General features: G+C 60.0%; 10 protein-coding genes. 7 read left to right on the top strand and 3 right to left on the bottom strand.

What is annotated here, in order from left to right; translation table 11 throughout:
* The first annotated feature begins 480 nt into the window (after positions 1-480).
* Genes KVY23_RS23785 through KVY23_RS23765 form a run of 5 tightly spaced genes read left to right on the top strand, consistent with a single transcriptional unit; the run spans position 481 to position 7,770 of the window.
* The gene (locus tag KVY23_RS23785) at positions 481-2,424 is read left to right on the top strand and encodes a class I SAM-dependent DNA methyltransferase (protein WP_051048301.1); all 1,944 of its coding nucleotides are present in this window, start codon (positions 481-483) and stop codon (positions 2,422-2,424) included.
* The gene (locus KVY23_RS23780) at positions 2,417-3,574 is read left to right on the top strand and encodes a restriction endonuclease subunit S (protein WP_230558421.1); all 1,158 of its coding nucleotides are present in this window, start codon (positions 2,417-2,419) and stop codon (positions 3,572-3,574) included. The genes KVY23_RS23785 and KVY23_RS23780 overlap by 8 nt, the downstream gene beginning before the upstream one ends.
* Complete coding sequence (locus tag KVY23_RS23775; protein ID WP_008709905.1) at positions 3,574-7,050, top strand: type I restriction endonuclease subunit R; 3,477 nt, start codon at positions 3,574-3,576, stop codon at positions 7,048-7,050. Before KVY23_RS23780 ends, KVY23_RS23775 begins: the two co-directional genes overlap by 1 nt.
* On the top strand, positions 7,043-7,561 hold the full coding sequence (locus KVY23_RS23770) for a hypothetical protein (protein WP_008709907.1): 519 nt from the start codon (positions 7,043-7,045) through the stop codon (positions 7,559-7,561). Before KVY23_RS23775 ends, KVY23_RS23770 begins: the two co-directional genes overlap by 8 nt.
* A complete protein-coding gene (locus KVY23_RS23765) occupies positions 7,558-7,770 on the top strand; it encodes a helix-turn-helix transcriptional regulator (protein ID WP_008709909.1) in 213 nt (70 codons plus the stop codon). The genes KVY23_RS23770 and KVY23_RS23765 overlap by 4 nt, the downstream gene beginning before the upstream one ends.
* Before the next feature lie 121 nt (positions 7,771-7,891).
* On the opposite strand, the gene KVY23_RS23760 is transcribed toward KVY23_RS23765, so the two are convergent.
* Complete coding sequence (locus KVY23_RS23760; protein ID WP_008709911.1) at positions 7,892-8,923, bottom strand: DUF3644 domain-containing protein; 1,032 nt, start codon at positions 8,921-8,923, stop codon at positions 7,892-7,894.
* Positions 8,924-8,985: 62 nt separating this feature from the next.
* On the opposite strand from KVY23_RS23760, the gene KVY23_RS23755 reads away from it, so the two are divergent.
* Positions 8,986-9,453: a hypothetical protein gene (locus KVY23_RS23755; protein WP_230558420.1), complete on the top strand. Its 468-nt coding sequence runs from the start codon at positions 8,986-8,988 to the stop codon at positions 9,451-9,453.
* 525 nt (positions 9,454-9,978) lie between these two features.
* On the opposite strand, the gene KVY23_RS23750 is transcribed toward KVY23_RS23755, so the two are convergent.
* Positions 9,979-11,106: an ATP/GTP-binding protein gene (locus KVY23_RS23750; RefSeq protein WP_230558419.1), complete on the bottom strand. Its 1,128-nt coding sequence runs from the start codon at positions 11,104-11,106 to the stop codon at positions 9,979-9,981.
* Between the two features lie 447 nt (positions 11,107-11,553).
* Complete coding sequence (locus tag KVY23_RS23745; protein ID WP_008709918.1) at positions 11,554-12,504, bottom strand: GIY-YIG nuclease family protein; 951 nt, start codon at positions 12,502-12,504, stop codon at positions 11,554-11,556.
* Positions 12,505-12,852: 348 nt separating this feature from the next.
* Between KVY23_RS23745 and KVY23_RS23740 the strand changes: the two genes are divergently transcribed.
* A complete protein-coding gene (locus KVY23_RS23740) occupies positions 12,853-13,677 on the top strand; it encodes a hypothetical protein (protein WP_042937331.1) in 825 nt (274 codons plus the stop codon).
* The last annotated feature ends 620 nt before the right edge of the window (positions 13,678-14,297 follow it).

Raw genomic sequence — 14,297 nt, 5'->3', positions numbered from 1 at the left:
TGCGACGGCGATGACGTCGCGGCGGAACTCCTCGGGAAATGCTTTCGGCATGGTGAACATCCTTCCACCGTGAGGAGCGATCCTCACAGATCAGATGTCAACCAAAGCTGGGGCAGTCCCGTGTGTCATCTACGTGTCACATCGATGCCTCCTAGGCCCAAGTACGAAACTCGGCTACGCGACGAGTCCTCGCTTTAAGCCCCTGTCGCGACACCCGCCCGACCAGAAAAATCTCAGGGGCAGCAACCACCGCGCGGTACCCGCCCGATGTCCCCCAATGCGAGGCTCCGAGCGCACGTATCACCGAACTCGTCCCGTAGGTTCGCATATGCATTCCTCCGCGCCCGTCGATACGATGGCGACCCCTTCGTGCTGCTCGTCGTGGACCTACTGCGCAACCTTCGCTGAAGCAATACAAGGTGCTGATGTAACGTCCGCGATACATTCTTATTGGGACCGGGACCGATCGAGGGCAACGCATTGACTGAGGCAGCGAACAGCAGGACCACCGCACGCATCGTGTGGGACACGGCTGACAAGTACCTGCGGAACATCGTCGACGAGGAGGACTACGGCGACTACATCCTCCCGTTCACTGTGCTTCGTCGACTGGAATGCATGCTTGCCGACTCGAAGGAGGAGGTGACAGCGTTTGTCGCTTCGCTCGCAGGCATGCCGCCGCATCTCATTGACATCGCGGTGAAGGACAAGTTCCGGTTGAGCTTCTACAACGTCTCGCCGCTCGACCTCGTCACGATTGCGTCGGTTGACGACAACGTGGACAAGTCGCTGCAGAGCTACATCGACGGATTCTCGAACAACATCGCCGACATCTGGACTTCTTTTGACTTCAACCGTCGCGTAAAGGTGCTCGCTGACGCCAACCGCCTTCTGGCCGTGGTGAAGCACTTCTCGAAGCTCGACCTGTCACCAGGCCAACTTGCCAACACGGCCATGGGCGATGTCTTCGAGGACGTGATGTACCGGGCCTTCAACAAGAAGGGGAAGGCCGCAGGTAACTTTTACACGCCGCGCGACGCGATCAAGCTCATGGTTGACATTCTGATCACCAACGATGACGACGGTCTGGCGGGTGAGAGCGCGCTGCGCTCCATCTACGACCCGACCGCCGGCTCCGGCGGGATGCTGCTCGTCGCGCAGGACGCGCTCAAGCGGATGAACGAGAAGATCGACGTCACGTTGTATGGGCAGGAGCTAATGGCGTCTGCGTTTGCCCTCGGCAAGGCCGACCTGCTTATTCAGGGTGGCCGACCGGATGCGATCAAGCGGGGTGACACCCTTGTCGAGGACTTATACGGGGATCAGACCTTCGACTACGTGCTCTCCAATCCTCCGTTCGGCATGGACTGGGAGGCAGTCGAGAAGGAGGTCAGGAAGCAGGCCGAAGTTGACGGATCGCGCTTCAGCCACGGTCTTCCTGGTGCCAGTGACGGTCAGATGTTGTTCCTCGCTCACTGCGCGTCGAAGCTCAGTCCCGCAGCCAAGAACGGTCAGGGTGGCCGCGCCGCTGTTGTCTCGAACCAATCGCCGCTGTTCAACAGCGACAACGGGCCGAATTCGATCCGCCAGTGGCTCCTGGAGGACGACCTGATCGACACGATTATCGCTTTGCCCACCAACATGTTTTACGGCACCGGCATCGCAACATATGTCTGGGTCCTCGACACCAATAAGGATCCCGACCGTAAGGGCAAGATCCAGCTCATCGACGGTTCCGGCCAGTGGGACTCGCTACGGAAGCCGATGGGTGAGAAGCGTCGCGAAATGGGGAAGGCTCATCGGGATAGCCTGGTGGAGGCTTACAAAGCATTCGAGCAGGCTGACCCCGCGATATCTCGCGTATTGACACCGAAAGACTTCATGTTCCGGGACGTGCCTGTGTACAAGCAGGCACGCTTCGGCACTCATTTCGACGACGCAGTTGCTGAGTCGTTGCGTGGCCTCCGCGACTTCACCGACGGTCATGACGCAATCCTGCGTTCACTTCACGGCACGCCTTGGAACGAACTCCCGACCGCGCTCCCCCTCGCCGCAAAATCGGCTGGATTGAAGGCCACAGCGGGCTTCATAGACGCTGCGATGAAGGCAATGGCGGTGCAGGATGACTCCGCCCCGCTCGCCGTCGATCGCAAAGGCAACCCCGTCATCGTCCCGGGCTGGAAGATCACTGAACGTGTGCCTTTAAGTGAAGATCTGGACGAGCACATGGCGCGTGAGGTGCTGCCGTACGAACCGGGTGCTCGATGGGACGAGGGCAAGGCTAGGTACGGAACCGACATCCCCTTCACTCGGATCTTCTACGTGCCAGAGCAGCCGAGGCCGTTGGCAGAGATCGACGCGGACGTGGAGGAGCTCATGACAGAACTGAGTCGGATGTTCCTAGAGGTGCGGTCGGATGACTGACACACCCACCATCGGTCTGCAATACCTCGTCAGGCTTCGAAGCGGTCAAGATTATAAGCACGTTGCTGACGACGCAGGTGAGATCCCGGTAATCGGTTCTGGTGGGCCGTTCGCGGCAGCCTCCGCACATCTTTACGACGGCGAGTCGGTCCTGTTTGGTCGGAAAGGAACGATCGATCGCCCTCTGCACGTAAACGGCAAGTTCTGGACCGTTGACACGATGTTCTATACAGAACTGAGCCCCGCCGTTTTCGGGCGGTGGCTTTATTACTGGGCGACTACTATCCCGTTCAGTCTGTACTCGACGGACACCGCGCTTCCTAGCATGACGAGCTCGACCCTCGGGCGGCTACAAGTACCCATCCTGGCACTACAAACTCAGCGCGAGATCGCAGCATATCTTGATTACGAGACCGGAAAAATAGACAGGATGATTGCCAGCCTCGACCAACTGACGCGGCAATTGCGGCATCGCCTTTCACAGGTGGCCACGCACCTCGTGTTCGGGCTCAAGCGCCATGAGGGTCGTCAGAGCCTCCATACGCAGTCCGTGCTGGACGGTATCCCGGATCGCTGGCGGCGCACCAAGTTCGGCTACGACTTCGCTGAGAGCATGGAACGCAACGGCGGGGACCCGCCCGGGCCCCTCCTCTCGATCTCCGAGTACAGGGGTGTCGAGTTAAACACTCGTACCGAAGGTCAACAAGCTTCGCTCGACGTCTCGAAATACAGGGTAGTGCGGCCGGGGCAGCTCGCAGCTAACATGATGTGGCTCAACCACGGCGGGCTCGGGGTGTCGTCTCTTACCGGGTACATCAGCCCCGACTACAAGGCGTTCTGGATCTCAGACCGGTTCGAGTCGCGCTACGTTCACCACCTATTCCGGAGTTCACGCTACATCGACTACTTCGCCGCCATCGCAAACGGCGTGCGTCCTAACGCTCAGAGGGTGACAAAGACCGTGCTGGACGCAACACCGGTGCCGCTCCCACCTCTTCACGAGCAGGTTCAGATCGCAAACCGGCTCGACAAAGCCACCACGCACGTCGACGCCATGCTGACGAAAGTCGCCGACCTCAAGGCCTTGCTCCTGGAACGGCGCTCGGCGCTCATCACCGATGTTGTCACCGGTGGGAAAGAGGTCGCGTGATGGGCGATGCACAGCTCATGGAGTCGGAGTTCGAGCTCAACCTCTGCGCAGAGCTATCGGAGCGCGGGTGGTTGTACGAAAACGAGGGCAAGACCACCGGTTGGGACATCGGCCTGGCGATGGTCCCCGCTGACGTACTGCACTGGCTCGCAACCCATCATGCCGACGAGTATGAGAAGGCCATACCCGCGGACCTTGTAAGCGAACAGAAGACCGCAGCCCAGCGAAAGCTGTTGCAGCACATAGTTAAAGAGCTTGCCAAGCAGACGAAGATGGACTCTACCACTGGTCATCCTGTCGGCGGTCTGCTCGGCGTACTGCGCAAGGGCTTCAACTATGCCCAGGTCGGTCGCCCAGCAGCGAAGTTCGGACCGATGATGGAGTTCCCGCCTGCGAACCCCAACCTCACCGAGGTGGTAGAGGCCGCCGACTCGGTGCGGCTGCGCATCTTGAGGCAGGTGCGTTTTGACACGGCGACCAACGAGACGATCGACGTGGTCCTCACGGTCAACGGTCTTCCCGTCGTGACGATGGAGCTAAAGACCGACAACACGCAGTCGGTCAACCACGCGATCCGCCAGTACAAGGAGGACCGCCGGCCCGGAAGAAACCGGGCACTTCTCGCGCCTGGTCGCGCCTTGGTGCACTTCGCCGTGTCGAACGACCTTGTGTACATGACCACGAAGCTGGAAGGCGAGGACACCGTGTTCTTGCCCTTCAATCAGGGCAACGAAGGTCACGAAGGCAATCCTCCGTCGGGTACCGGCTCGTCGACCAACTACCTATGGCGGGAGATCCTCGCCCGCGCGACCTTCATGCGCGTCCTCAAGGATTTCGCGTTGTTCGAGCCGAGCAAGTCTGGCAAGAAGGACGGGCGGCTGGTGTTCCCGCGCTTCCACCAGCTCCGCGCGGTCGAGCGTGTCGTTGGTGACATCGCGGTGAACGGTACGGGCGGGCGCTATCTGATCTGGCACTCGGCTGGCTCTGGAAAGACGAAGACGATCGCGTGGCTTTGTCACCGGCTGATTCGGCACATGACCGAAGACTCAAAATCGACTTTCGACTCAGTCATCGTCGTCACTGACCGCAACGTGCTCGATGAGAACATCCGCCACGACATGAACCTGGTCCAGTCTAGTAAGGGCTTGGTCGTCAGCGTTGGAGAACAGTCCGGGGCGAAGTCGCCCCAGCTGAAGAGGGCACTCGTCGAGGGCGACCACATCATTACCTGCACCCTGCAGACCTTTCCCGAAGTCATGAAGCTGATCGAGGACACGAATGAGCTGCGCGGCCGGCGGTGGGCGGTGGTTGCCGACGAGGCGCACTCCTCTCAGTCGGGTTCCGCAGCGAAGAAGCTCAAGGAATTGCTGGTCGACGTCGAGCTCGGCTCAGACCACGAAGACATCAGCGCTGACGACCTGCTGCTGGCCAAGGACTCGGCCATAGCCGCATCCAGCAACATCACGTTTGTGGCTCTCACCGCCACCCCGAAAGCAAAGACGCTGCGACTTTTCGGCACCGAGCGTGACGGCCGATGGGAGGCCTTCGACACGTACACGATGGCGCAGGCGATCGAGGAGGGCTTCATCCTCGACGTGCTCACCAACTACTCGACCTATGACATGTTCCTGCGGGTGAGGAACACACTCGAAGGGGAAAACGAGATTCGGGTCATCACCGGGCAGGCGGTCACCAATATTGTCCGGTTCGCGCGGCTGCACCCGACGGCGATAGCGCAAAAAGTGCGTGTTGTAATCGAGCACTTCCGACGGAATGTAATGGACGTGCTCGGCGGTGAGGCAAGAGCAATGGTTGTAACTAGCTCCCGCATGGAGGCGCTGAGTTGGTCGAAAAAAATGAACTCTTACCTTGCAGAGCAGGGCTTCACCGACATGAAGACCTTGGTCGCCTTCTCTGGTTCGATCGTCGATGAAGATACCCGCGAGTCCGTCACTGAGGTCTCGCTCAACAATCGCAGCGACGTCGCCCGTGCGTTCCGCGAGGAAGACGATAGCCGGGTGCTGATCGTTGCCAACAAATTCCAGACGGGGTTCGACGAGCCGCGGCTCATGGCAATGTACGTCGACAAGAAGCTCACCGGTGTCGCCACTGTCCAGACGCTCTCAAGACTCAACCGCACCTACCCAGGCAAGACCGCCCCGATGGTTGTTGACTTCCGGAACTCGCCAGCCAGCATCCAGAAGGACTTCAGGCTCTACTACTCCGATGCCTACGTCGAGGGAGATGTAGACCCCAACGCGCTGTACACGCTCGGAGAGCGCCTGGACACCGCTGACATGTACACGCCTGACGAGATGGGTGCCGTCGCCGACGCCTTCCTCGCCGACTCGGGTGGAGAGACAATCGCCAAGGTCCTCGCCCCGATAAAGAACCGCTGGAACGGTCAGATGCGACAGGCCGTGCTGAGCAAGGACAAAGCAAAGCGAGAGGAACTTGAGCAATTCCGTGCTGACGTGATCAGTTACCGAAACGCCTGGCAGTTCCTCAGCCAGATCGTCGACTACGAAGACTTGGATCTGGCAAGACGTGCAATCCTCGCGACATTGCTCGCCCGCAATCTTCACTCTGACGGCGAGGACTACGACGACAGCTATTTGGAGGGCGTTCAGCTCTCGGGCGTGAAACTCGTACCAGCCGCTATCGGTGAGGACCACTCGCTGCGCGAAGGCAGCAGTGAAGGAATCAAGCTGCCCACCTTTGATGCGGAGCAAAACAATGGCGGGGCGACACCGCAGCGGGGCCCGCTCGACGAGGCCATCGACAAGGTGAACGAAATGTTCCAGGCCAAGGGTGTCGACGTGAGCCCGGAGAGTGTGTCTGGGTTCATCACGACCTTTTGGGGGTTCCTCGACGCGAACGAAGAAGCCGTGGCGATGGCGAAGAACAACACGGTCTCGCAGCTCAAAGCTTCTGAGGGATTCAGCGGTGCTGTGGGTCTGGCGGTGCTAAAAACGGTCAGCGAGGCGCAAGAGATTCAGTCGTACATGACTGATCCGGCCTTTCTCCAGGCAATCACCGACATTGCCGCAAACGCCATCCACACGCAGTACCGCAGACCTCCACGCGTGCCAAGAGACCCCGTCCAGTCCGAGGATGCGCGAGCGGCCCATTTGGCTCTTGGCGCGCTGGCCTTCCTTGAGGAGGGCTGGGTCGACGGTGATGCCGGGGAGATTATCTCCAGAGAGGTGATCAGTCGAAGTAGCCAAGTCATAGACGTGATGGCGGACCTCGGCAACGTCCCGGGATCGGTTTTCCCAACCGAGCAGGGCGGTGTGCGTTTTTACTGGCCGCACGCCGGAAATCAACTGACGATCGAGGTCGAGCCCTCGGGCGCGCTGTACATCCATACCGCCGACGTGGCAGCGGGAACGTTCCAGGACGAGACGGTGCCCAAGGACGCTGACCTTGGAGAGCGACTTTCAACGTGGTTGGTCCAGGAGGGTAACCATGAGTGACGACGCAACAGCGCCGAAACGTGTGCGGATGGACGTCGGTGACATCGAACTCCTGCGCACTGTCAATAGCTCCTGGGTCAATGCCGCCGGTATCGTCGATCCGGCGGCGTTCGACCTCAGCACGGCCGACAGGACGGACCTCAATCGTCTGTCCATCGCGCGCGGTGACGCAATAACCCCCGAGCAGGCGTACGCGGATCGAGCAGCCGTCATTCAGGCTCGGTTCAAAGCGAAGGGGAAAAGCCACAAGCCTCCAGCCGGTGTTTTGGCGGTGACCGTGGACGAGGTCGAGTCTGCAGAGGTCAAGTCATCGGAGGGAAGCCGAACGCCGCTTACGGTATGGGACGACTCGATGAACCGCAATCGCTCCAACTACCACGGGCACATCGACTTCAACGAGGTTCCAGCCGACAACAGAGGTCTGTGTCTGCTGGTTGCCAAGACTATGGTCGCGCAGGCGCAGGACAGAGGCTGGAAGTTCCGCCCCGTGGAGCCCGTGGAACAGCGATGACCGAGCCCGTGAGTCTCGCGTCCGTAGGTGACGCCGTGCGGACCGCCCGACGTGAGCGAGGCTGGTCGCAGACGAAACTAGGCGAGGAGGCCGGGGTGTCTCGGCCGACAATTGCTCGCATCGAACGCGGCGACGACGCATCGGTCGGTACCCTCGCGAAGGTGACTGCGGCGGTTGGGCTGGCGATCAAGATCGAGGCGACGCAGTAGGGCCGTCATCCCGCTGCCCATCGGCATGCCCGCGTAACCGGGAAACGCTCACATGGTTCTGGTCGACGCCGCGACAGGGGTGTGTCCGTGTCGGAACAAGCTCGTTCTTGCCGCTGACGCCTTATGCGCTATTCGACCGTGATTGTTCGGCCCGCGCCCGCATCTTCTTCTGGTACCCGCGGTACTCATCTCGTAACCTGTCAAAACGCTGGTCAGTGATTGAGGAGATGTGGGAAACTGCCGCTCCAGACCAGACATGGGTGGTCGCGTTGCTGTGTTTCCAAGCATATTTCTGGTTATCGCGCAGCGACTCTTTCCAACAGATTGTCTGAAGATCGTAGCTATTCAACTTCCGCCCCGAACGCTTCTTGTTCACGCGCTCTATTAGCTCCGTGGCGCTGTAAGGATGAGTCAGGTTTGGATCGGTCTTCTGGATGGCGACTTGCCCGTCTGCCGTCGACGACACTGCGACAACGAGGTCAGCGCTCGTCATCTTCTTCTGAGATTGCAGGTGAATGTCATAGACGACCGCCAGCCGACCCATATCGGCCCCTTTTGCCTCGGCGTTGTCCATCAAGTTACGCAGCTCTTTGATGAACTCCTCGACCTCGGCGACCATCGTCGAACTTTTATCGGCTCTCATGAATTGAACCGCGTCGGCGGGGGCGGTCGCACCAAGCGGCAGCAGTTGCCAGGTCATCGAATCGGCGAGATCTTTTTTGAACTTGGCCAACACGAAGTCACGGTAATTGAGCACGTTCTGCTGCAGGAACGGGTGGATCACCGCTCCGAGCCCCTGAGCGTTGTACAGGTGGATCGCACGATCTCGGTATTCTGTAAGGGCTTTGATGTTCACGGTCGTCGCAACACCGTCTACCTCTTCCGGCCAAAGGTTGCCCGCGTTGACGCGGCCCAGCGCATCGTCGATCGACACCGACAAATACCGCTGACCGAGCTTTTTCGGGTAGAAGATCGACTGCCTTTGCTGTCGCAGTACAGCTTTGAGGGCAAGCTCCCATGCATTTACCACCAGCATGACAGTGACCTCGTCACGATAGGTCATCTGCGGCTTGTTGTAGACCTCGACTGCCGCGAGCATGGCGGCAAGCGAGTTATCGATCAGGCGTTTGATTGACACATACGGCGCGCTCACGGCACCCTCCGCTCCATTCGCACCTCAGCGTACTGGTCCGGCTGTCAACAACGACCTGAAGATTGTCGGACGCCACCTGGCCTACGCTTCCCATCAACGAGACCCGGCAGAGAGATGCCCAGCAAACCCGCGACCGAGCGCGCAGCAGTGACACATCACCGGAAGCGACCACCATGCCCGACTTAAACAACCTTGACGGTGAACACGTAGACAATGCCGGCCTCGTTCCACTGGACCAGGCTCCCCGCTTGGTTGTGCAGATGATTGCCCGCTTCGCCAAGGGGCTATCCGAACCAATCGTTATCGGTGAGAACGGGCGGCCGGTGGCGGCCTTGATCCCGATAGAGGACTTGTTACGGCTGCGCGAGTACGACCAGCAAGCTCTCGATCCGGAGGACTCGTTCTACTTCGAGCTCGACCGAAGGCTGCATTTAGCAGACACCGAGCAGACGGTGACAGACCTTTCACACCTTCGAAAAGTTTTTCGGGCCGAGCAGAGATCGGAAATCTCCATGACGGGCAAAACATGAGCGTCATCTGCACGTCGCGGAGCGACGGCGGCTCCGCTTAGTGCTGCCGCGCTAAGTTCAACTCGACTCTTATGAGCCACGGCATCCGCCACCGCAGCACTTCACCATGCCCACTTGACGAACTTTCCTACAAATCAGCTGAGGCGGCTTATTCGAAGCGTAGATCGGCGTCGGATGGCGGCGTATCGGCGTCCCACACATGTTCGAAGGATTGTTCGACTAGTGGCCACAGGTGCTGTTCGCCGTCGTACACGGAGTTCACGACGTCAGCCCCGTCACCCAAGACCACGAACTCGTGAGGGATGACTCGTCCCGCTGCGTCTCGTCGCCCCCCCGGGTCCGGGAATCGCACTGCGACCACTTGTCCGCTTCGGTGCCACGCCGCGGGTTCGTCCCCGAGTTCGGCGAATGCACGCTCGTATAATGGAAGCGGATCGCCCTTGCCTGCATCGAGCAAGAATCGAAAACCCCAGTTCCGGCCTCGAGTCGCCCAGATGAGGTGTGACCGAGTCACACCTCTCACAGTCACTTCTGCTTCCTGAAAACGTTCTCGGTCACAGCTTGGTCGAGGTCAATCTTGAACTGCGTGAGCATTGCCCGCAGGTACAGATGCTTCGCGCGCGCGTCCTCGTTCATCTCCTTGAGTTTCGGGCCGACAATCTTTATCGCAGCAGCGAAAGCCGCAGGGAGAACTTTGGCCACGAACGCGGCCTGCGCATCGTTCTTGGTGACCCTTCGCAGGAGCTTCTCGAACCCTGTGAACTTGACACCAGCCATGGCTGCTGCAATCACGTCCGCCCCGTCAGCGAGCGTGTCAGCCACCTTCCACGGGAGCTTCATCCTCTCCTCCCACAGGACACGGCGCTCCAGCGGCAGAAGCGATGCGATGGGGAGTATCAGGTCTAGTCCGATGCGCTGTTTCAGGTCGATCTCGACCGGCTCCGCGCTGTCCGCCTTGAGTGCGAACTTGGCAGACGAGAGGAGCATGAAATCCTCGCCGATGGACAGCGCGTCCGGCGTGACGATCATGCCCGCGATTGTCGAGCGAAGATGCTCGATATCGTCAGCAGCCTTCAGGATGACCAGATCACGGAACGTATTTACGTCCCAGTCGGGGAACAGATCGGCCTTGGATAGCGACAGGATCCAGATTCGAGGGAACTCGATCAGCGGACCGTCTTCGCTAAGGAGAGGGCCCTTGACTCGGACCAAGGCCTGGCGAAAGTTGTGGAAGACGGACTTGAGGTATCGCTCTTCCTCGCCGCGGTGGTCAAGGAGTTTCTGTCCATCCACGAGGAGGAGGGCAACGTCCGAACTGAGCAGAGTCCTGAATGTGTCGATCCGGTGCAGGTTCTCTTCCTCGCTGCTGGGATCGTCCTGGAACCACTCACCCGGGTAGTCATGCCATGCCAGGCGCAACTCGTCGAATGGACGGGACTTTTCCTCATCGCCTTCCCCTGCCTTGAGCTTGACCGAGAAGTCGTATGTGGTGTTCAGAAAGTGGTTTGTCATGGGCGTCTTTGCGCTGTCTCGCATACCGAGGTAGTTCTGGTACAGGCGATTTCCTTGCCCACCCTTGTCGGCGACGAGATCCCATAGGTCGTTCTTATGGGAGCCCTCCTGGGTGCGGCCGTAGAACGATGACACCAGCACGGTCTTGCCCGACCCTGACTCACCAAAGACTGCGATGTTCTGTTGCCGAATTCTCGGATGCTTCGCCATGTCCGGAAACCTATCCCAGCCGTCTGACGCGATCGGTAGGGACGTGTGTACTTCGGCCGGGGGCGAGGCCAGAAAAAGTCGCATAGTCGCGCGTCAAGCCTCATGAAGCAGGCCAACCGGCCGGTGCGGGTTGCGGCTGTGATGCCGCAGCGCCGCAGTGACGTTGTCGTGGCCGGCCAAGCGGAGGACGCCAACGATGGTGTTGCGGACCGTGGCCATCACCTGCGGACCGTGGCCGGTCCGGACGGCGGAGCGGGTCCTCGTCGAACGTAAAATCCCCAAGCTGGGAGTTCGACGTCTGGACTGATACATCATGACTGTCCGCTTGGCCACCGGCTTACGGACACCGGCAGATCGGGGGCACAGCGAACGAAGTCGTCAGCTCGGTGCGGCCTCAGCGCTGGCAACGCCGGCGTAAACAGCGGCGACTACCCGTTTAGCCCGCTGTTCGAGCCATTGCGCGTATGTCGAGGACGTCGCTTCAAGCTTCCATTCGAGCTTCCCATTAGAGTTTCGTCCGAGGACAGCTGCTGATGCCGCGCTTGCACTCGAGAACACCTGATTGTGTGTGAAGGTGTACCAGCTTCCGTCCGCGGTGGGTACCAGTGTGCCGTCATTGAACAGCTTGTTTTGCAGGCCGGCGTAGGAGTGCGCTGTCCCTGACCAAGGCTTAGCACGAGACCCTTCAAGGACGGTGAACTCGCCGTCGACCTCATGGGCTCGCGCCCACGTCTCGCCTTTGAGGCCGGTGACGAACACCGTTTGGGCGGTGTCCTCAAGGGTCGAGGTGTCAGCGTTAGCTAGATGCACCTGGGAAGAGGAGCGGAATACATTCACCTGTAGAACGGGAAGCACGATCGAGGCTTGGGCGAGGTAGTGCTCCATGTCGGAGCGGTCGGCCTCGGGCAAAAGGTTGTCGCTGTTTGTTCCGCTGTTGCCGTTGGTGACCTCGGAGCGTTTCGTCTGGCGGGCCATCGCTATCAACCGGGCTTCGAGGTAGCGAACATGAGCTTTAGTGAGGTTTGAGTCCTTACTGGTAAGAACGACCACCCGGTCCCAAAAGTCCTTTTTCCCTTCGTGGTCTTTCAGACGACGGGAGACGTCGTCGCCCTCGCCGACGTACACCTGCTGGCCGCCCAGGCTCTCGGGGCTTTCTCCAATTAGCACGTAGACGCCGGTACGGGAGGATTCGGGCCGCTTGAGCAGTTCGCGCAGCCCGGAGCGCTGAACAGCGAGAAGATGTCCGGTCCAGTTCATGATTTCTGCGGTGACCAGACCGCCCATCGAGCCTTCGGCCAGAAAGAGCCGAACACTTTTACCCTCGCGCATCGGTTCCTCTCAAGGTTCTGGATGGACTGATCGCGGTCAGAAAGACATGCCAACAGAAGGTACGCGACGCGGTCCAAGGACCCGGTGTGCCATGCCGACTGCGGAGGCATAAGGCAGGCGATCGCCGATCGTCGTGGACGAAGCACAGATCCAACCGGAGGTGTGGAGCTCTAGGTGGCGTGCAATGGCCATCAGTGGTCATTCGGGCTGCGAAAGGTTGAGACCAGTGTGCCAAAACGGTTGTTTCTGTCACACCAGAGTCGACCGACTTAGATCATCGCGTCCGTAACAGTCGTGGGTGAGACCTAGATAATTGAGTAATTCAATTCCCGTCCCCAAGGATTGCCGGTGTCCGATGATCACTCGAACTTCAATGACCAGACGCAGTATCAGCCTCCGACCCGAAATGCAGGCATGTCGAGGTGGATGTGGATCGGCGTCGCGATCATCGTTGTCCTGACCATCGCTCTGGTCGGCGTCACCACCGCCTTGGTGGCCACCAAATCGGACGAGTCCAACGAGACCGCATCAGCCACCACGCCCGCGCCGTCGGCAACGCCGGCTCTCACATCCGAGCCATCGCCGTCGGCAACGCCGCCTCCCGCTTTCCAGCCCGTGCCGACTGCCTACGTAATGGACGCGGCGGGTTGGCAGGGCTCGTCGGCTCGCTGCGGAGCTCCCGAGAGCGCGGTCGTGACGGCCCGAACGGTCGACTCCCTCGTGGTGGTGTGCTCGGGCCAAGCCGGCTTGGTCTACCGAGGCGTCTGGCTTGCCGATGCCAGTCCCATCACGATCGAGCAGGTGGGAGTGGTCGGCCGGGACTATGTGGCCACCAATTCCACTGTGCGACATCAGGTGAGCGCAACCCAATTGACGGTCAGTTCGGGTAATTCGATCCTTACTCAGTCGCCGTTCGTGGAGTACCGAGGTGGCACCCCGTCTGTCGGAGCCCCGGCAACGACAAGCCTTCGGCCCACCACCCGCGGAACGGTTCCGCAGCAGCCCGGTAGCTCACCTGAGCAGCAGGACAGCCCTGGCCCGTGTGCCTACAACGGTTGCGACGAGTTCGAGTCCTACGGCGAGTACTCTAGCCACTTTCAATGCGTCGTTTTCAACGTCAGCAGCGACGAATGCCGCAGGTTGATCGAAAAATACGGAACCGAAACAGGCTGAATCAGATTCCAAGTTCGATGCCCTGATGTAACTCCCACCGGGAGTCTGGAGAACCGGCCCGTGGCGGCACTGATCCCGGTGGAAGATCTCCGGCGGCTTCGTTAATACGGCCAACGAGAACTCAATTCGGAAGACTAGTTCTACCTCGAGCTCGACCAAAGGCTGCATTTTGCAGACATCGAGCAGACGGTGACAGACCTTCACGCCTTCGCCAAGTCTCTCGGACCACGCAGAGATCAGGAACGTCCGTGACCCACAACCGCAGGAGCGTCTTGCACGTCACGGAGCGATAGCCGCTGGCTACGCAGCTCCGTACCGATACCCCATACGAGAGCGTTCCCACTGCTACGCTGACGCGGCGCCGGGGAGGGCGCGACGGGACTTACCGGGGGGAATTCCGATGTTGAAGGTCGATCTTGAGGCACTGCGGGCATTGGGGAGGTCTCTCTCAGCTACCGCTGCTTCGGTGGGGTCGTTGGATCCGGTTGCTCCCATTACGGCTGCGGCCGATGCAATGCCCAATTCGGCGTTCGGCGCTGTTGCCCGGTCAGCTGCGATTCCGACGCTCGCCGCCTACCGCGGAGTGTCGGTACGTATTCGAGACATGTCGTCTTTATCGT

Source organism: Rhodococcus sp. I2R (assembly GCF_020889545.1).
Classification (GTDB): domain Bacteria; phylum Actinomycetota; class Actinomycetes; order Mycobacteriales; family Mycobacteriaceae; genus Rhodococcoides.
This window is presented reverse-complemented; position numbering and strand designations above follow the sequence as displayed.